The 17,911-nt window shown below is 75.4% G+C and carries 16 protein-coding genes; 9 read left to right on the forward strand and 7 right to left on the reverse strand.

Going from position 1 to position 17,911, the window contains the following annotated elements; all coding sequences use genetic code 11:
• Positions 1–171 precede the first annotated feature (171 nt).
• The 3 genes from ACF1AK_RS00325 to ACF1AK_RS00335 all read right to left on the reverse strand — a co-directional run bounded on the left by ACF1AK_RS00325 (position 172) and on the right by ACF1AK_RS00335 (position 3,783).
• Positions 172–1,830, reverse strand: coding sequence for an alpha/beta hydrolase (locus ACF1AK_RS00325; protein WP_391496544.1), 1,659 nt, complete (start codon positions 1,828–1,830; stop codon positions 172–174).
• A gap of 157 nt (positions 1,831–1,987) precedes the next feature.
• A complete protein-coding gene (locus ACF1AK_RS00330; RefSeq protein ID WP_391496545.1) occupies positions 1,988–2,764 on the reverse strand; it encodes an HNH endonuclease family protein in 777 nt (258 codons plus the stop codon).
• 104 nt (positions 2,765–2,868) lie between these two features.
• A complete protein-coding gene (locus ACF1AK_RS00335) occupies positions 2,869–3,783 on the reverse strand; it encodes an NAD-dependent epimerase/dehydratase family protein (protein ID WP_391496546.1) in 915 nt (304 codons plus the stop codon).
• A 122-nt stretch (positions 3,784–3,905) separates the two neighbouring features.
• Here ACF1AK_RS00335 and ACF1AK_RS00340 point away from each other — a divergent pair, with 122 nt between their 5' ends.
• From ACF1AK_RS00340 to ACF1AK_RS00360, 5 genes are all read left to right on the forward strand, one after another.
• Complete coding sequence (locus tag ACF1AK_RS00340) at positions 3,906–4,937, forward strand: GlxA family transcriptional regulator (RefSeq protein ID WP_391496547.1); 1,032 nt, start codon at positions 3,906–3,908, stop codon at positions 4,935–4,937.
• 112 nt (positions 4,938–5,049) lie between these two features.
• The gene (locus ACF1AK_RS00345) at positions 5,050–5,649 is read left to right on the forward strand and encodes an NTP transferase domain-containing protein (RefSeq protein ID WP_391496548.1); all 600 of its coding nucleotides are present in this window, start codon (positions 5,050–5,052) and stop codon (positions 5,647–5,649) included.
• A gap of 219 nt (positions 5,650–5,868) precedes the next feature.
• Entirely contained in the window at positions 5,869–6,735 is an 867-nt protein-coding gene (locus tag ACF1AK_RS00350) for a hypothetical protein (protein ID WP_391496549.1), read from the forward strand.
• 200 nt (positions 6,736–6,935) lie between these two features.
• Complete coding sequence (locus tag ACF1AK_RS00355; protein WP_391496550.1) at positions 6,936–7,778, forward strand: hypothetical protein; 843 nt, start codon at positions 6,936–6,938, stop codon at positions 7,776–7,778.
• A 436-nt stretch (positions 7,779–8,214) separates the two neighbouring features.
• A complete protein-coding gene (locus ACF1AK_RS00360; RefSeq protein WP_391496551.1) occupies positions 8,215–9,249 on the forward strand; it encodes a DUF2637 domain-containing protein in 1,035 nt (344 codons plus the stop codon).
• Positions 9,250–9,283: 34 nt separating this feature from the next.
• Here the strand turns inward: ACF1AK_RS00360 and ACF1AK_RS00365 are convergent, their stop codons facing one another.
• Together ACF1AK_RS00365 and ACF1AK_RS00370 are read right to left on the reverse strand one after the other, a co-directional pair.
• Complete coding sequence (locus ACF1AK_RS00365) at positions 9,284–11,533, reverse strand: SpoIIE family protein phosphatase (RefSeq protein ID WP_391496552.1); 2,250 nt, start codon at positions 11,531–11,533, stop codon at positions 9,284–9,286.
• 332 nt (positions 11,534–11,865) lie between these two features.
• On the reverse strand, positions 11,866–12,363 hold the full coding sequence (locus ACF1AK_RS00370; protein ID WP_391496553.1) for an ATP-binding protein: 498 nt from the start codon (positions 12,361–12,363) through the stop codon (positions 11,866–11,868).
• A 426-nt stretch (positions 12,364–12,789) separates the two neighbouring features.
• Between ACF1AK_RS00370 and ACF1AK_RS00375 the strand changes: the two genes are divergently transcribed.
• From ACF1AK_RS00375 to ACF1AK_RS00385, 3 genes are read left to right on the forward strand one after another with little or no spacing between them, the layout of a single operon-like run.
• Positions 12,790–13,500, forward strand: coding sequence for an urease subunit gamma (locus ACF1AK_RS00375; protein WP_391496554.1), 711 nt, complete (start codon positions 12,790–12,792; stop codon positions 13,498–13,500).
• Positions 13,497–15,212 carry an urease subunit alpha gene (locus ACF1AK_RS00380; protein ID WP_391496555.1) on the forward strand — a complete coding sequence of 572 codons (1,716 nt, stop codon included), beginning with the start codon at positions 13,497–13,499 and terminating at the stop codon, positions 15,210–15,212. Before ACF1AK_RS00375 ends, ACF1AK_RS00380 begins: the two co-directional genes overlap by 4 nt.
• Positions 15,213–15,240: 28 nt before the next feature.
• Complete coding sequence (locus tag ACF1AK_RS00385; protein WP_391496556.1) at positions 15,241–16,284, forward strand: agmatine/peptidylarginine deiminase; 1,044 nt, start codon at positions 15,241–15,243, stop codon at positions 16,282–16,284.
• 22 nt (positions 16,285–16,306) lie between these two features.
• On the opposite strand, the gene ACF1AK_RS00390 is transcribed toward ACF1AK_RS00385, so the two are convergent.
• Complete coding sequence (locus tag ACF1AK_RS00390) at positions 16,307–16,531, reverse strand: hypothetical protein (RefSeq protein WP_391496557.1); 225 nt, start codon at positions 16,529–16,531, stop codon at positions 16,307–16,309.
• Positions 16,532–16,674: 143 nt separating this feature from the next.
• Between ACF1AK_RS00390 and ACF1AK_RS00395 the strand changes: the two genes are divergently transcribed.
• On the forward strand, positions 16,675–17,298 hold the full coding sequence (locus ACF1AK_RS00395; protein WP_391496558.1) for a TetR family transcriptional regulator C-terminal domain-containing protein: 624 nt from the start codon (positions 16,675–16,677) through the stop codon (positions 17,296–17,298).
• On the opposite strand, the gene ACF1AK_RS00400 is transcribed toward ACF1AK_RS00395, so the two are convergent.
• Complete coding sequence (locus ACF1AK_RS00400) at positions 17,295–17,909, reverse strand: DUF1707 domain-containing protein (protein WP_391496559.1); 615 nt, start codon at positions 17,907–17,909, stop codon at positions 17,295–17,297. The genes ACF1AK_RS00395 and ACF1AK_RS00400 overlap by 4 nt on opposite strands.
• Positions 17,910–17,911: the final 2 nt, after the last annotated feature.

Raw genomic sequence — 17,911 nt, forward strand, 5'->3', positions numbered from 1 at the left:
CCCCGCCCCCCCCCCCCCCGGCCCCCGCCGCGGGGTCCCCGGCGTCGCCGCCGCGGGCGCCCGGCCCCCCCCCCCGGCGGGCCGGCCCCCCCCGCGCGGGGGGGGGGGCGCCCCCGGGTCCCCCCCCGGCCCCCCGCCCCGCCGTTGTCCTGCGTCAGGGCTGCCCGCGGCTCACTGCGCGGGGTCGCTCGCGCAGCGCGTCCCGGCGGCCGGCGCGGTGCCCTCCAGCAGGAAGGCGTCCACCGCGGTCCGGATGCAGGCGCTCCAGCCGTACCCGGTGTGCCCCTCGCCCTCGCGGGTGAGCAGCACGGCGTTGCCGAGCTGGCTGGCGAGCTTCTCGGCGTTGGCGTACGGGGTGGCCGCGTCGCCGGTGGAGCCGACCACCACGATCGGCGCCTGAGCCTTGGAGCTGATGGGATGCGAGCGCTCGGCCGAACGGAACGGCCAGGCCCGGCAGTCCGGGTCGAAGACGGCGGCGCTCGGGTCGTGGCGGCTGATCAGCGGGGCCTTCGCGGCCAGGTCGGCGTAGGCGGCCTGGAGCGCGTCGCCGGCGGGCACGTCGGTCGCGCCGTCGGCGCAGTGGATGGCGGTGTAGGCGTCGGCGGAGACGTTGTAGTGGCCGTCCTTGTCGCGCCGGTTGTAGGAGTCGGCGTAGCCGAGCAGGAGGTCGCCCTTGCCGTTGGCCATGGCCTGGGTCAGCACGGTCCGCAGCTGCTCCCAGGCGCTCTCGTCGCCGTAGAGCCCCTCGATCACGCCGGTCCACGCCAGGGTGCTGGTGAGGACGCGGCCGGTGCTCGTGGTGAGCGGCTTCTGCTTGAGCCCGTCGAGGAAGTCGGCGAGCTTGCCGGCGGCCTTGTCGGGGTCCTTGCCGAGCGGGCACGGCGACTTCTTGGCGCAGTACGCGGCGAAGGCGTTGAGCGAGCGCTCGAACCCGGCGTACTGCTCGATGTTGTGCTGGGCGAGCGGCAGGGACGGGTCGACGGCGCCGTCCAGGACGAGCCGGCCGACGCGGTCCGGGAACTCCTCGGCGTAGACGCTGCCGATGTAGGTGCCGTAGGAGAGCCCGAAGTAGGTGAGCTTCTGCTCGCCGAGCGCGGCGCGCAGCACGTCCATGTCGCGCACCGAGTCGCGGGTGCCGAGGAAGGGCAGCAGCTTGCCGTACTTGGCCTGGCAGGCGTCGGCGAGGACCTTGCCGTGCTCCGGGCCGGGGTCGTCGGCGCCGAGCCAGGCGTCGCGGGCCTTGTCGTCGAGGCAGTTCACCGGGGAGGTGCCGCCGACGCCGCGCGGGTCGATGCCGACGGTGTCGAAGCGCTCCCGGACGCCCTTCTGGAAGTAGTCGGGGTTGCGCTGGACGAAGCCGACGCCGGTGCCGCCGGGCCCGCCGGGGTTGACGACGACGGCGCCGATCCGCTCGCCGGGCTTGGTGGCGGGCTTGCGGACCACGGCGACGTCGAGGGTGCCGGCGCCCGGGTCGGCGTAGTCCAGCGGGACCTTGAGGGTGGTGCACTGCACCGCCGACTCGTCGGTCTTCGCGGTCCTCGGGTCGTCCTCGCAGGCCGCCCAGCCGAGCTGCTGGCCGTAGAAGGCCTGGAGGGCCGGGTCCGCCTGGCCGGTGGGCTTCGCGGTCGGCGTGGGCGTGGCGGTCGGCGTGGGCGCCGGGGCGGGGGCCGTGGCGGCGGTCGCGGGGCCGGTGGGCGACGGCGTGGCGGTCGCGGCGGTGGACGGCGTGCCGGGGGCCGCGTCGGTGGAGCCGCCCGAGCTGGTGCAGGCGGCCAGCAGGGTGGCGGCGGCGACGGCGGGCAGGGCGCGTCGCGAGAACCGGGTGATCATCGAATGCACCGCACACGAATACCACCTGACGATCCGACTGCTGACGGTGCCCCGCCCGCTGCGGGCCGCCGGCCGTGCACGCTTCCGGACAAAGAGCGACGAACCCTCCGAGGAAACGTTTCCTCGGAGGGTTCGCGGGCCGTTCGTCAGCGTTCGGTCAGCCGCCGCACTGCTGCAGCATCGCCTTCTTGTCGGCGTCCGTCACCGGCAGCTGGTACTTCAGCGACACCTGGGCGAAGCGCACCGCGTAGGAGCAGCGGATCTCCGGGTTGGCCGGCAGCCAGGCGGACGGGCCGGAGTCGCCCTTGGAGGCGTTCTGCGAGCCGTCGGCCGGGATGAGGTTGAGCGGGTCGTTGGCTATCTGCACCCGCTTCGGCTTGTCCCACTTGCTCGCCCCCATCTGCCAGTCGTAGGACAGCGGCATCACATGGTCGATCTGGATCCTGGAGGCCTGCTTCTTGTCCCACTCCACCGTCTTGCCGGTGTACGGGTCGTGGATGGTCATCGAGCTGACCACGCACGTCGAGCCGTCCTTGCGCTCCACCGCCGAACCGTCCCGGGCCAGCAGGTCGTTGCGGGTGTCGCAGTTGTTGTGCCCGCCGGGTATGCCGTCCACGTTGTCGGTCCAGGCCGGGCCGAACTCATTGCGGTCGTAGCCGTCCTTGGGGCCGGCCGCGGCGGTGGCGACCTTGGCGATCAGCTCGCGGCCGGCCTTCTGGTCCTCGGCCGAAGTCAGCGGCGCCAGACCGGGCTTGGTGCCGTCGGGGTTCTCCAGCGGGCTGGTGCCCCGGCCCGCCGCGGCCGCCGCCCCGGAGCCGGCGGACGCGCCGCCGTCCGCCGGCTTCTTGTCGTCCGAGCAGCTGCTCAGCACCGCGGCGGATATCAGGAGGACCACGGCGGTGGCGGACAGGGTGGTGCGACGGCGGGCGGACACGGGGACTCCCCAGGTGGGCGGGCGGCTGACGGCGCACCAGCAGACCAGCCGCCCCGCGGGCGGTCAAGCCACCACAACACGGAGCATTTCGATCATGGCGAAGCTCACACCCGCAGGTCCCGGACGACCTCCTCCACCACCGTCCCCAGCGGCGTCGCCGCCACCCCCAGCACCTGCCGGGTGAGCGCCGAGTCGAGCAGCAGCGGCCGGTCGTAGAGGTAGGCCATCTCCTCGACCTCGGCGAGGATCTCGTCGCCCGTCCCGGCGAGCTCCGCCGCCGGGACCGCCGTGAGCGCCGGCCGCGGCGCTCCGGCCGCCTCCGCCAGCAGCGCGGACAGCTCGCGGGCGGAGGCCTCGCTCGTACTGGGCACGTGCCAGGCCCGGCCCCAGGACGCCTCGTTGCGCGCGGCCGCGACCAGGGTGGCGGCCACGTCGCCGACGTAGCTCCAGCTGTGCGGCGCGTCCAGGTCGGCGGGGTAGCCGACCGGTGCGCCCGCCACCACGGCCGGCGCCACGGTGAGGGCGAACAGCGAGGTCGCGCCGCGGCCGAGGAAGTCGCTGGCCCGCACCTCGGTGACGCGTGCCCGGCCCGCCTCGTGGGCGGCCAGCGCGTCCGCCCACAGGGCCGCCCGCAAGGTGCCCTTGCGGCTGCTCGGGGCGGCCGGCCGGTCCTCGGTGAGCGGGCCGTCCACCGGGCCGTAGCCGTAGACGTTGCCGAGCATCACGTAGCCCGCGCCGGACCGTTCGGCGGCGGTCAGCAGGGCGGCGGCGAGCGGCGGGAACCCGGTCGGCCAGCGGTGGTACGGCGGGGCCGCGCAGTTGATCAGCGTGTGGGCGCCCTCGACCAGCGCGGTGAGGGCGTCGGCGTCGGTGGCGTCGGCGGCGACGCGCTCGACACCGGGGTGCTCGGGACCGCCGCCGCGGCGGGTCACGAGGCGGACCCGCTCGCCCTCCCGGGCCAGGCGCAGGGCGGTGGCGGTACCGGTCGGGCCGGCGCCGGTGACGACGTGGAAGGACATGGGGGGCTCCCGGGTTGCCTGAGGGGTGGTGACGCCGGACTGGGCGGCGCCGTGATCAACTCTCGGCCAGGGCCCCGCCGCGCGGCAGGGCTCCGGCTGCCAAGGTTCCGGAGGTTCTGGCCATGCCCTCGTCCGCGCTCCCGCCCGCGCCCGCGCCCCCGTCCGCGCTCCCGCCCGCACGGCCGGCCGCGGACGTGCACCGGGTCGCGGTCGTCGCCGTGCCCCCGGTGACCGCCTTCGACCTCGCCATCCCCGACATCGTCTTCGGCTCCGCCGAGGTGGACGGCCGCCCGGCCTACCGGGTGCGGATCTGCACGGTCGAGCCCGGACCGGTCGCGAGCACCAGCAGCCTCCAGGTCGTCGTCCCGCACGGCCTGGACGCGATCGCCACCGCCGACACCGTGCTGGTGACCGGCTCGGCCTCCCGCACCGACGCCGACGAGCGGATCCTCGCCGCCCTGCGCGCCGCGGCCGCCCGGGGCGCGCGGATGGCCTCGATCTGCACCGGCGCCTTCGTCCTCGCCCAGGCCGGACTGCTGGACGGGCACAGCGCCACCACCTACTGGGTGCAGGCGGGCGCGCTGGAGCACCGCTTCCCCCAGGTGCGGGTGCTCCCGCAGGCGCTGTTCGTCGACGACGGCCCGGTGCTCACCTCGGCCGGGCTGACCGCCGGCATCGACCTGTGCCTGCACATGGTGCGCACCGACCACGGCGCGGCGGTGGCCAACGCGGTGGCCCGGCTGGCGGCGGTCTCCGCGGTCCGCGACGGCGGCCAGGGACAGGTCCTGCCGACCCCGGTGGCCGCCCCGGACGGCAGCTCGCTCGCCGCCACCCGGGCCTGGGCCCTCACCCGGCTCGCCGAGCCGCTCACCCTGGCCGGGCTGGCGGCGCACGCGGGGGTGAGCGTGCGCACCCTCAACCGCCGCTTCCAGGCCGAGACCGGGACCACCCCGCTCCAGTGGCTGCTCACCCAGCGCCTCGAACAGGCCCGGGAGCTGCTGGAGTCCACCGCCCTGCCGGTGGACCGGGTCGCCGCCCGCACCGGGTTCGTCACCCCCGACTCGCTGCGCCGTCACCTCCTCCAACGGGTCGGCATGACGCCGCGCGCCTATCGTGCGCACTTCACCCGGCCGACGGCCCGCGCGAACGGCTGACGGCCGCGGCCGACGGGCCGGCGGGCCGGCGGGCCGGCGGCGACCGGGGCGGACGGACGGCCGACGGCCCCGGGCGGTGCGGGACGACGGCCGGGCGGGGCAGGCTGGGTGCATGGAACGGAGCGGAACGGTGGCCGCCCTGGTGCTGGCCGCCGGTGGCGGGCGGCGGTTGGGCGGACGGCCGAAGGCGCTGGTGCGCTACCGGGGCCGGCCGCTGGTGGAGCACACGGTGGCGGTGGTCCGGGCGGGCGGCTGCCGGGAGGTGACGGTGGTGCTGGGCGCGGACCGGGAGCGGGTGCGCTCGACGGCCCATCTGCCGGGCTGCCGTCTGGTGGCCAATCCGGACTGGGAGCGCGGCCTGGGCTCCTCCCTGCGCACCGGGCTGGCCGCACTGCCCGCCCGCTCCCCGGCGGCGCTGGTGATGCTGGTGGACACGCCGGGGGTGAGCCCGGCCGCGGTGGCCCGGCTGCTGGCCGCGCACCGGGCCGGGGCGGAGCTGGCCGCCGCCGCGTACCACGGCCGGCGCGGGCACCCCGTGCTGATCGGGGCCCGGCACTTCGCCGAGGCGGCGCAGGGCGCGCACGGCGACGCGGGGGCGCGCGCCCTGCTGGCGGCGCACGCGGACGACCTCACGCTGGTCGAGTGCGCCGATGTCGCCGCCCCGGACGACCTCGACACCCCCGACGACCTCGCCCGGTGGGGCGCGGAGTGACGCACGGGCCGCACCGGGCCGCACGCGTCCACCCCCGTTCGCCCGGGAGGAGGGCCCGGCTCCCGCCCGGGAGGGAGGCGTCTCCTCCTCTCCGCCGATCGATCGAGCGCACACCCCTGATTCGTCCCTGAGGATTGCCGCATTCCGCGCCGCGCCCCCCGGGTTTCGGGGAGCATGGGACACGTCACCCACCCCCGATGCGAACGGACGGTGCCCGCGATGCCCGGACTGCCCGACGACTTCACCGGACACGACCCGGCCGGACGCGGCCCGGCGGCGGGTGGCGCCCGGGCGATCCGCTGCCCCGCCTGCCGGCGGGAGCACCTGTACGAACCGCCGTCGCTGCCCTGCCCGTGCGGTGCCTCGCTCAAGGTGCCGTTGCTGCGCGGCGGGGTGCCGGTCCAGGTGCGCTTCCGCTCGTGGGAGGACTCCTGGCTGAGCATGCGCTGTCCGCACTGCGGACGCTCCGACCAGTGGCCGCAGCCCGAGTTCACCTGCAACTGCGGGGCCACCGTGCGGCTCCCGGTGGACCGCACCACCCGGCTGGGCGGCGGCTCCGCCACCGGTCCGCTGGGCGCCGCCGCCGGTCCGCGGACCTCCCACCCCCACCCGGTGCGTCCCGCGCCCTCGCTGGACGCACCCGCCGCGGCCCCGCCGGCCGCCGGTGCGGGCGCCCCGGCCGCGCCGTGGCGGCGGCGCGCGCCGTTCCGTCCGCACCCGGTGCGGACCTCCCAGGACGCCGTCTTCACCGCGGCCCGCTACCTGGAGTGGCTGGGCTTCGACGACCTGGAGCTGACCGAGGCCCAGGAGCGCGACGGGGTGACCCTGCTGGGCAGCCGGATGGTCGCGCAGGTGGACACCTGGACGGAGCCGGCCGACGTGAAGTCGGTCGAGTGCCTGTGGCTGCAGACCCTGCACGCGGAGGAGATGGCCGCCGCGATGTTCACCCTTGCGGGCTATTCGCACCAGGCCACGGTGCGCGGCGAACAGCTGCTGGTGGCCCTGTTCAGCCTGGACCTGGCAGGAGTGCCGCAGCCCGCCAACGGCGCCGCCGAGGCCCTGATGGAGACCGGCTGGACATCCTGAGGTTCCGTCCGGTTCCCCGGCCGGCCGCCCGCTGATCGTTTAGACGAAAACCCGCCCGGACGCAACAACCTCCGCTCGTGATCTGGTGCACAAGCTCGCCCCCGTGTTGAATTGCCGCCACAGCGCGGGCCTGTGGCGCGTCATGCCACGAGTGGGGAGGGGCCCGCTTCCTGCTGGATGGCGCACACAAGGAGGTGGCGTTGTCGGAGCACGGATGGGGCCCGAGCGGCCGGGACGCACGGGGGCCGGCGGCGCCTCCGGAGCCGGGGGACACCGTATGGCGGCTGCGGTCCCGGGCGTGCTGGCGGGAGGCCGCCGAACTGTTACGGCCGGCCGCCGAACGCGACCCGGCGGCGGCGCTCGTCAGGGCCGAACTGCTGATCGAGCAGTGTCTGTTCACCGCGGCCCACTGGAGCCAGGCCGAGCAGGCGCTGCGACTGGCCGAGGCCGTCGCGGCGACCACCGAGCAGCGTGCGGCGGCGGCCTGCGCGCGCGGCTTCCTGGCGTACGTGGCCAGTGTGCTCGGCGCCCGCGACCGACTGGACGAGGCACAGGCCGCGCTCGGGCGCACCTCGGCCCTGCTGCCGCCGGACGCCCCGGGCCGGCCGCTGCTGGACTTCCGGCGGGGGCTGGTCGCGGAGAACCTGCTGCGCGATCCGACGGCGGCCTGGATCGCCTACCGGCGGGCCCACGACGGCGCGGGCGAACGCGGCGACGAGCTGCTCCGCTCCTCGACCTGGCGGCACCTGGCCGCCCTGGCGCTCGCGGCCGGGGACCACGAGCGGGCGAGGGAGGGGTTCGACGCCTCGCTGCGGCTGCGCGAGCAGCTGGGCTTCACGGTGGGTGTGGCACCGGCGCTGGCGGCGCTCGCCGAGGTGTCCGAACCGGCCGAGGCCGTACGGCTGCGGGCGGAGGCGACCAGGCTGGTGCAGGCGCTGGGGGGCGTGCCGGTCTGGCTCGCCCGCCAGCTCGGCGCGGCACGCGCACCGGGTGCCCACCCGGACGAGCACGCCGAGAGGCAGGCACAGCGGCCGATCAGCTAAGGTGAGGCTAACCTGGCCGGGTCGAGCAGTGACCCGGCCGGGTCGGCCCTCACGTACCCGGGTTCCACCGGCCCCCCGGCGCACGTGATCCCCCGCCGCCGGTGGTCCCGGCGCGAGCGGCCCCGGCGCGCCGGAGTGCGCGCCCTTCGCGCCCGGCGCCGGATTCACCGCCCCGGCGCCCCACTCCCCCGTGCACCTCGAATCCCGCGAACGCCGCCGGGCCGGCCACCGCTCCGCCGACCGGGGCGAAGGTCCGGAATTCCGGACTCCCTTTTATTCGCGCCAATGCGATGAAAAGATTAACCCCTCGCCAAAAATCCCCCGCCCCGGTGCATTGACAGGAAATCAGTCATTCCCCGGCCGGGCATCCGTCATGATGGTCCCCGCCGTCACGGCGCGGGAATTGCGACGCAGGAGAGCGAGGCTGGTCCAGGCGATGACATTGTCCGACATACCGCTGGGTTGGGCCGTCACCGGCGTCGCGGTGCTGCTGGCCGGCGCGCTCCTGGTGACCCTGGTCCGGAGCCGGGGGGCGGCGCGCAGCGGGGCCGCCGCGGATTCCTGGGAGCGGGCCGAGGAGCGCCGCCGCCGCAAGGAGTCCCTGTACGGCGGGGCCTCGTACACGCTGCTGTTCTGCTGCGCGGCCGTGGCCGCCGCGCTCTCCTTCCACGGCCTGGTCGGCTTCGGGGTGCAGAACCTCAACCTGTCCGGCGGCTGGGAGTACCTGGTCCCGTTCGGCCTGGACGGCGCGGCGATGTTCTGCTCGGTGCTCGCCGTGCGCGAGGCCAGCCACGGGGACGCGGCGCTCGGCTCCCGGCTGCTGGTCTGGCTGTTCGCCGGGGCCTCGGCCTGGTTCAACTGGGTGCACGCCCCGCGCGGCTTCGGCCATGCCGGGGCGCCGCAGTTCTTCGCGGGGATGTCGCTCTCGGCCGCGGTGCTGTTCGACCGGGCGCTCAAGCAGACCCGCCGGGCCGCGCTGCGCGAGCAGGGGCTCGTCCCCCGCCCGCTGCCGCAGATCCGGATCGTCCGCTGGCTGCGCGCCCCGCGCGAGACCTACGCCGCCTGGTCGCTGATGCTGCTGGAGAACGTCCGCAGCCTGGACGAGGCGGTCGACGAGGTCCGCGACGACAAGCGCGAGCGGGCCCGGGAGAGGGAGCGCCGCAGGCTGGCGGGGCGCCGCGAGCGGGCCGAGATCCGGGCGATCAACCGCACCAACAGCGTCTGGCGCCACCGCGGCGGCGGTGCGCCCCCGGCGGCCCGGCAGCTGGAGTCCGGCCCGGAGTCCGTCATAGCGGCCCCCGGGGGCGCGGGGCCGGAGCGGCCCGCCGGGGGCGCCGCCGCCCAGGCCGGTCTGCCGGCCGTGCCCGAGCGGCGCACCCTCGACCTCACGACGCAGGACGACATCGCGCCGCTGCCCCGGCTGGACTCGCTGGAGCAGAAGCTGAAGGACCTGGAGCAGCAGTTCGGCTGACGCCCCGGCGGCGGCCCGGCCACCGCTCCGGCCGTCACTCCGCGGGCGTCGCGCTGAGCTCGAACCACATCCGCTTGCCCGACCCCCGGGGCTCCACGCCCCAGCCGTCGGCCAGCGCCTCGACCAGCATCAGCCCGCGCCCGGAGGAGGCCTGCTCCCCCGGTGTGCGGCGGGTCGGCCAGAGGTCCGACTCGTCCTCCACCTCGACCCGCAGCCGCGCCCGGCCGCCGTCCGCGGCCGGCTCCCGGTAGAGGCGGGCGGTGAACATGGCGTCCCGGTCGGTGTGCCGGATGGCGTTGGTGACCAGCTCGGAGGAGAGCAGTTCGGCGGTGTCGATCAGCTCCGCCACCCCCCAGCGGCGCAGCGCGTCGCGCAGTTCGGCACGGACCTCGGAGATCCGGGCGAGGTCGGCCTGGCCGATCCGGCGGCGCAGCTGCTGGGCGGCCAGACCGCCCTCGGGGCCGTCCCAGCGCAGCAGGAGCAGCGCTATGTCGTCCTCGCGCTCGCTGGAGTCGGCGGCCTGCGAGGCGATCCGGTCGGCGAGCTCGTCCAGCGGGTCGCGGCCGGTCTCGACGCGGTCCACGAGCGGTTCGGAGAGCACGGCGGTGAGCCGGGCGATGCCCTCGTCGAGGTCCATGCCGCGCGCCTCGACCAGGCCGTCGGTGCAGAGCAGCACGGTCTCGCCCGGGTCGAGGCTGAACCGGGTGACCCGGTACTCCTCGTCCGGGGCGATGCCGAGCGGCAGTCCGCCGGCCACCGGGACGGTGGTGGCGGTGCCGTCGCCGCGCCGCACCACCGGGTCGAGATGACCGGCCCGGACGGCGTAGACCACGCCGTAGTCGACGTTGACCTCGGCGTAGGTACAGGTGGCGAAGTGGTCGGTGTCGAGGTCGGCGAGGAAGCGCGAGGCCCGGGCCATCACCGCGGCGGGCGGGTGGCCCTCGGCGGCGTAGGCGCGCAGGGCGATCCGCAGCTGGCCCATGATGCCGGCCGCGTGCACGTCGTGGCCCTGGACGTCGCCGATCACCAGGCCGACGTGACCGCCGGGCAGCGGCACCACGTCGTACCAGTCGCCGCCGATCTGGAGGCCGGAGCCGGCCGCCAGGTAGCGGACGGCGGTGGTGACGCCCGGCACGGACGGCACGGTGCGCGGCAGCATGACGCGCTGCAGGCCGGCCGCCAGCTCGTGTTCGGCGTCGTGCAGCCGGGCCCGGGCCAGTGACTGGGCGACCAGGCCGCCGAGGGTGGAGAGCAGGGTGCGCTCGTCGGCGTCGAGCCGGCGGTCGTCGTCGAAGCTGACCACGCAGACGCCGATGGCCCGGCCGCTGGCGACCAGCGGCAGGAACGCCCAGGAGCTGCGGGTGGTGCGGCGGGCCTGCTCCCAGACGTCGGGGTAACGCTCGCGGTACTCCTCGCGGCTGGCGCAGAACACCGGGGCGCGGCCGCGCAGCGCCTCGGCGGCGGGGTGGCTCGGCGGCAGCACCGAGCGGTCGTAGCAGGAGAGCTCGTCGGTGCGGTAGCCGGAGGCGCCGAGGATCTGCACCCGGCCGGCCTCGAAGGAGGCCAGCACCAGGCCGTCCGGCGGCAGGCCGGGCAACGGCAGCTCGGTGAAGACCCGGGCGACGTCCCGCACGGTGACCGCCTCGGAGAGGGCGCGGGCGGCCTCCTTGATGAAGCGGGAGCGCTCCTCGCGCAGCAGGGCGAGCCGGTCGGCGCGGTCGCGCTTGTGCAGTTCGACGGTGGCGTCCCAGACGAAGCCGACCATCCGGGAGGCCCGGCCGAAGGCGTCGGCCAGGACCCGGCCGCGGAACCGGACGGCCCGCATGGCGCCGTTCGGGCCGACCGTCCGGTAGTAGGCGCCGCACTGGCCGAGCTCGGCGACGGCGCGCTCGACCCGGCGGCGCACCACGGGGGCGTCCTCGGGGTGGAGCAGGGCGAGGAAGGAGGCGGAGGAGCGGTCGAAGCGGCCCTTCTCGACGGCGTCGAGCCCGACGATGGTGCAGGCGCGCTGGTCGCCCTCCAGGATGTCGCGGCGGATGTCCCAGTCGAACGAGCCGATGCCGTTGGCGGCCATCGCGGGCTCCAGCCAGTCCGGCGTGGTGTCGCCCGGGGAGAGCGGCAGGCCGCCGGAGAGCATCGGCGCCAGCCGGCCGGCCGCCAGGCCGGGAGCGGTGCGCAGCGCGTGCCGCCGGGCCGCCTGTGCCGGGGGTCTGGCCCGCCCGGAGCCGGTCGTGGACGGACCGGAAGGAAGGGCCGGCCCCGGTGACTCGGACTCTGTGGGCATGCTGCTCCTGCCGCTGCCGTGACGGACCGCGCCGACCGTCCGGACGGGCCGCGTGGCGTGTGTGGGTGGTGCTCGACGGTCGCGCGCCGACGGGCGGTCAGTGGTCGAGGTGGTCCTTCCCCGCCGCTTCTCGCACGTGGGCACACATTCCCACCATCCTGGCCAATGTTCGGCCCGGCGGCAATGGCAACGGGCCGGAAATCTTGCCTTCCGCCTTCGCTTCCAGGCATCGTTCGACAGCGAACAGTGCTCGTACGACAAACGGCGGCCGGGCGGGACCGGAGAGGGCCGAACGGAGCACGGAAACGGGGCCGGGGCGGGGCGGGGCGGTCTCAGGCGTCGACGGTGGCCAGCTCGAACCAGGTGACCTTGCCGTCCCCGCGCAGCTGGACCCCCCAGGAGTCGGCGAGCGCCTCGACCAGCAGCAGCCCGCGGCCGGAGGTGGCGTACTCCACCTCCTGGTCGCGGCGGCGCCCGGGCAGGCGGGCCGTGCCGTCCTGGACCTCGATGCGCAGCCGCTGGTCGCCGGTGAGCACCGCCTCGAAGACGGCGCCCTGGCCGGTGTGCTGCAGCGCGTTGGTGACCAGTTCGGAGGTCAGCAGCTCGGCCGTGTCGGCCAGCTCGGGCACGCCCCACACGCCGAGCGCGGCGCGCAGCCGGCGGCGCACCGCCCCGACGCCGACCAGGTCGGCGGCCTCCAGCGCCAGGTGGAGCCTGCGGTTGAGCGCACACCCGGGCGCGGGCACGCCCGGCCGGGTGGCGCCCGCCGGGCCGGCCGCGTGCACGGGGCCCACCGTGCCCGCCGGGGCACCCTGGCCGGTTCCGGTCACCCGGAAGGCTCCGCCCGAACTTGTCCGCTGCCGCGGGAATCGCGACTGACCGTCCATCACCCCTGCCCCCGCCCTCGTTGCGGGCCGCCGGGCCGGATCCCCCGCCGGCCGGTCGGCCTCCTTGGTACTGACCAACCATCCTCATGCCCAGCTTTCGGCATTTGGAACAGTGCCCGGGCGATCACCTGGGGTGAAAGGGGCACGGGGCGGTCCGCGTGATCCAACTGCCCTCGGCGGTCAGGTTTGCGAAGCGTACGGGCGGTTTTCGACCTCCGGCGCCACCGCGCCCGGTCGGTCGGCGAGCCGATCGCCGCGGGAACGGCAAGGCTGGACAGGGCGGGCGGCTCCGGGTTCAATGACCGGAAGTGTTTGAACGCCGTTCTAACCACCCTCACCCCCTCTCCCGGCGACCGCGAGCGAGGAACCGTGCGACTGACCCCCACCGAGCGGGACCGGCTGCTGATCTTCACAGCAGCCGAGCTGGCCCGCGCCCGCCGCGCCCGAGGCGTCCGCCTCAACATCCCCGAGGCGACCGCACTGATCGCCGACACCGTCTGCGAGGCCGCCCGGGACGGCCGGCGCCTCGCCGAGGCCATCGAGGCCGGCCGCTCCGTGCTCACCGCCGACGACGTGCTGCCCGGCGTGCCCGACGTGGTCACCGTGGTCCAGGTCGAGGCGGTCTTCGACGACGGCACCCGGCTCGCCGTGGTCAACGACCCGTTCCGGGGCGCCGGCTCGCTCGGCGCCGAGGCCCCCGGCGGCGCGCTGCCCGGCGACGGCGCCGGCTACGACCCGGTCGAGGAGAGCGTCGTCCTGCCCGTCCACAACACCTCCGGGGTGCCGATCTCGGTCACCTCGCACTTCCACTTCTTCGAGGCCAACCCGCGCCTGGCCTTCGACCGCGGCGCCGCCTACGGCACCCACCTCGCGATCCCGGCCGGCTCCTCGGTGCGCTTCGACCCGGGCGCCACCGTCGAGGTCGGCCTCGTCCCGATCGGCGGCGAGCGGGTCGCGATCGGCTTCGCAGGCCTGGTCGACGGCCCGCTGGACGCCCCCGGTGCCAAGGAGGCCGCGCTGGCCAAGGCCCGCGCGACCGGCTACCTCATCCACTTCGACGACGCGGAGGTCGAGTCGTGACGTCCATCACCCCCCACGACTACATCTCCGTGCACGGCCCGCGCGCCGGTGACCGGATCCGGCTCGGCGACTCCGGGCTGATCGTCCGCGTCGAGTCGGACTCCCAGGCGCCGGGCGACGAGTTCCTGGCGGGCTTCGGCAAGACCGCCCGCGACGGACTGCACCTCAAGCCCGCCGCCGTCCGCGACACCTGTGACGTGGTGATCAGCAACGTCCTGGTGATCGACGCGATCCAGGGCATCCGCAAGACCTCGATCGGCCTGATCGCCGGGCGGATCGCCTCGATCGGCCGGGCCGGCAACCCCGACACCATGGACGGCGTCGACGTGGTCGTCGGCACCGGGACCACGATCGTCTCCGGCGAGGGCATGATCGCCACCGCCGGCGCCATCGACACCCACGTCCACCTGCTGTCGCCGCGGATCATGGAGGCCTCGCTCGCCTCCGGCGTCACCACGATCATCGGCCAGGAGTTCGGCCCGGTCTGGGGCGTCGGCGTCAACTCCCCCTGGGCGCTGCGGCACGCCTTCAACGCCTTCGACGCCTGGCCGGTCAACATCGGCTTCCTCGGCCGCGGCTCCTCCTCCGACGAGGCCCCGCTGGTCGAGGCCCTCGCGGAGGGCGGCGCCTCCGGCTTCAAGGTGCACGAGGACATGGGCGCCCACACCCGCGCCCTGGACACCGCGCTGCGGGTCGCCGAGGAGTACGACGTCCAGGTCGCCCTGCACACCGACGGCCTCAACGAGTGCCTGTCCGTCGAGGACACCCTCAAGGTGCTGGAGGGCCGGACCATCCACGCCTTCCACATCGAGGGCTGCGGCGGCGGCCACGTGCCCAACGTGCTCAAGATGGCGGGCGTGCCGAACGTCATCGGCTCCTCCACCAACCCCACCCTGCCCTTCGGCCGGGACGCGCTGGGCGAGCACTTCGACATGATCGTCTCCGCGCACGACCTCAAGACCGACCTGCCCGGCGACGCCGCGATGGCCCGCGACCGGATCCGGGCCGGCACCATGGGCGCCGAGGACGTCCTGCACGACCTGGGCGTCATCGGCATCACCTCCTCCGACGCCCAGGGCATGGGCCGGGCCGGCGAGACGGTGCGCCGCACCTTCGCCATGGCCGGCAAGATGAAGGCCGAGCTCGGGCCGCTCGACGGCGGCTACGGGACCACCGAGGGCGGCGACGACAACGAGCGCGTGCTGCGCTACATCGCCAAGCTCACCATCAACCCCGCCATCGCCCACGGCCTGGCCCACGAGGTCGGCTCGATCGAGATCGGCAAGCTCGCCGACATCGTGCTCTGGCGCCCGGACCACTTCGGTGCGAAGCCGCAGCTGGTGCTCAAGGCCGGTTTCCCCGCCTACGGCGTGGTCGGCGACCCCAACGCCTCCACCGACCGCTGCGAGCCCCTCGTGCTGGGCCCGCAGTTCGGCGCGCACGGGGCCACCGCCGCCGACATCTCGGTCGCCTTCGTCGCCCAGGCCGCCGCCGACGGCGCCTACCTCGACCGCCCCGCCGACGGCCTGCCCACCCGGCGCCGGCGCGTCGGCGTGCGGGGCACCCGCGGCATCGGCCCGCGCGACATGGTGCGCAACGCCCGGGTCGGCCGCGTCGAGGTCACCGAGACCGGCCTGGTCTCCCTCGACGGCTCCCCGCTGCGCTCCGAGCCCGCCGACAGCGTCGCGCTCAGCCGCCTCTACTTCCTCTGACCCTCCCGCCCCACCGAAGGACGCCGCGATGACCACCCCCGCCCCCGCCTCGCTCGGCTACCGGATGCCCGCCGAGTGGCACCCGCACGACCGCACCTGGATGGCCTTCCCGACCGACAACCCGACCTTCGACACGCCGGAGCACCTGCACGCGGCGCGCGAGGCCTGGGCGGACGTCGCCAACACGATCGTCCGGTACGAGCCGGTCACCCTGGTCGTGAACACCGGGGAGACGGCGGAGGCCCGGAAGTACGTCGCCGACGCGGTCGAGATCGTCGAGCGCCCGCTGAACGACGCCTGGATGCGCGACATCGGCCCGACCTTCCTGGTCGACGGCGAGGGCGGCCTCGCCGCGACCGACTGGGTCTTCAACGGCTGGGGCGCGCAGTCCTGGGCCCGCTGGGACAAGGACCAGCACATCGCCGAGCACATCGCCGGGCTGACCGGGGTCCGGCGGTTCGCCTCGAAGCTCATCAACGAGGGCGGCGGCATCCACGTCGACGGCGAGGGCACCGTGCTCGTCACCGAGACCGTCCAGCTCGGCGAGGGCCGCAACGCCGACTGGACCAAGGAGCAGGTCGAGGCCGAGCTGCACGCCTTCCTCGGCACCACCAAGGCGATCTGGCTGCCGCGCGGGCTCACCCGCGACTACGACGAGTTCGGCACCCGCGGACACATCGACATCGTCGCCTCCTTCGTCCGCCCCGGCGTCGTCGTCGCCCACGTCCAGCCCGATCCGGCGCACCCCGACCACGCGGTGTGCCAGGAGCTGGTGGCCGTCCTGCGGGCCTCCACCGACGCCCAGGGCCGCCCGCTGGAGGTCCTCGAACTGCCCGCCCCCACCGTCCTGCTGGACGAGGAGGGCGAGCCGGTCGACTACTCGTACATCAACCACTACGTGGCCAACGGCGCCGTGGTGCTCTGCGCCTTCGACGACCCGCGCGACCAGGAGGCCGCCGCGATCCTGGCCGAGGCCTACCCCGGCCGCACGGTCGAGCTGGTCGACGCGCGCGAGATCTTCGCCAACGGCGGCGGCATCCACTGCATCACCCAGCAGCAGCCGAAGGCCTGAACCCCGCCCGCCACCACCGGGTCTACCGGTGGTGGCGGTTCAGGTCGTCGGTGGTGAGTCCGTGGGAGCTGTGCATCGCGATCGAGCTGAAGGAGGAGCGGAGGGCCCTGATCCGGGCCAGCCGCTCCTGCTCGGCCAGCACCCCGTCGAGGTTCTCGGTCGGGCCGCTGCGGCGGCGGTCCAGGTACACCGTCAGTCCGGTCACCAGGACGGCGAGGCCGGCGAACAGGGCGATCATCGTGGCCATGGCCACCACCCCCGGAGGTCGGGAACGTCCTGAGCGGTTCGTACCCGCAGGGGCGGAGCGCCGAACCTCCGCCGCCCCGCTCCGTGGCCGTCCGGCCACGGCCGGTACCGTGAAGGACCCTTGAGTCCCGAGGAGCAGCACCGATGGCCGACGCCCGCCCGCGCCGACCGGCCCGCCCGCGCGAGGAGGTCTTCGCCACCGCGCGCGCCGCGATCGCCCAGCACGGGCTCGCCAAGCTCACCATGGCCGGCCTCGGCAAGCAGCTCCGGATGAGCGCCGGGCACCTGCTCTACTACTTCGGCAGCAAGGACCAGTTGCTGCTGGAAACGCTGCGCTGGAGCGAGGAGCAGCTCGGCGCCCGCCGCCGGGCGATGCTCGCCGAGGGCGGGCGCGGCGTCCGGCAGCGGCTGGCGGAGTACACCGCGCTGTACCTGCCGGAGGGTCCGGGGGACCCGCGCTGGATCCTCTGGGTCGAGGTGTGGGGGCGCTCCCCCGCCAGCGAGGAGCTGCGGCGGGGGCAGCTGGAGATCGAGGCGCCCTGGCAGGCCGATCTGGTCGCCCTGATCGAGGAGGGCGCCGCGGCGGCCCGCTTCGCCCCCGGCGACGCCACCGAGCGTGCCGTCCAGATCCGCGCCCTGCTCGACGGCCTCGCCGTCCCCCTCGCCCTCGGCCTGCCCGGCGCGGACCGCCCCCGCGCCCTCCACCTCGCCGCCACCGCCTGCACCGCTCTCCTCGGCTCCGGCCCGGCCGCCGGGGCCGACGGCTAGCGCGCCGGCCGGCCGGGGAGCTTGCGCCGCTCCCGGCGGTTGGGGTGGCGGACGACCACTCCCGCCACTCCGCCGGATCCGGTCAGCCGGATCAGCGGCGTGCCCGGGAGCCGGTCGGGAGTCGTCCGGTCCTTCAGGCCGCCGATGCCGGGATCCATGCCGCCGGTGTCCACGGCCCAGGTGCCGGGGACGACGACCGTGACGCCGGCCATCTCCCCGTACGCCTCCACCACGACCTCCGCGAGGCGGCACTCGGCCCGGGTGAAGTCGAGCTTCACGCCGCCCAGCCCTCCGTGGGCGATCACGCGCCCGGGAACCTCCCAGTACCCGGGGCCGCGCGAGACTCCCTGCACCCCCGCCCTGAGCAGCAGCGGCGGCCGGTCCTCCGGCCGAACCGGCCCGGGCAGGTCGGCGGTCAGGACGGCCAGCTCGCCGTGGGTCTTCGCGCCCAGCGCCCGCTCCACGCGCTCGCCCAGCTCGTCGAGATCGATCCGCCCTTCGGCCGCCGCATCGCGCAGCCGCGCCACCACGGCCTCCCGGTCGTCGTGGGAGGCCCGGAGGCCGCCCGGGGGCACGGGGCTCGGAGAGTTCTCCGGAGGCTGGACGGTCATGA

It is taken from the genome of Kitasatospora sp. NPDC015120, assembly GCF_043080305.1.
Taxonomy (GTDB): domain Bacteria; phylum Actinomycetota; class Actinomycetes; order Streptomycetales; family Streptomycetaceae; genus Kitasatospora.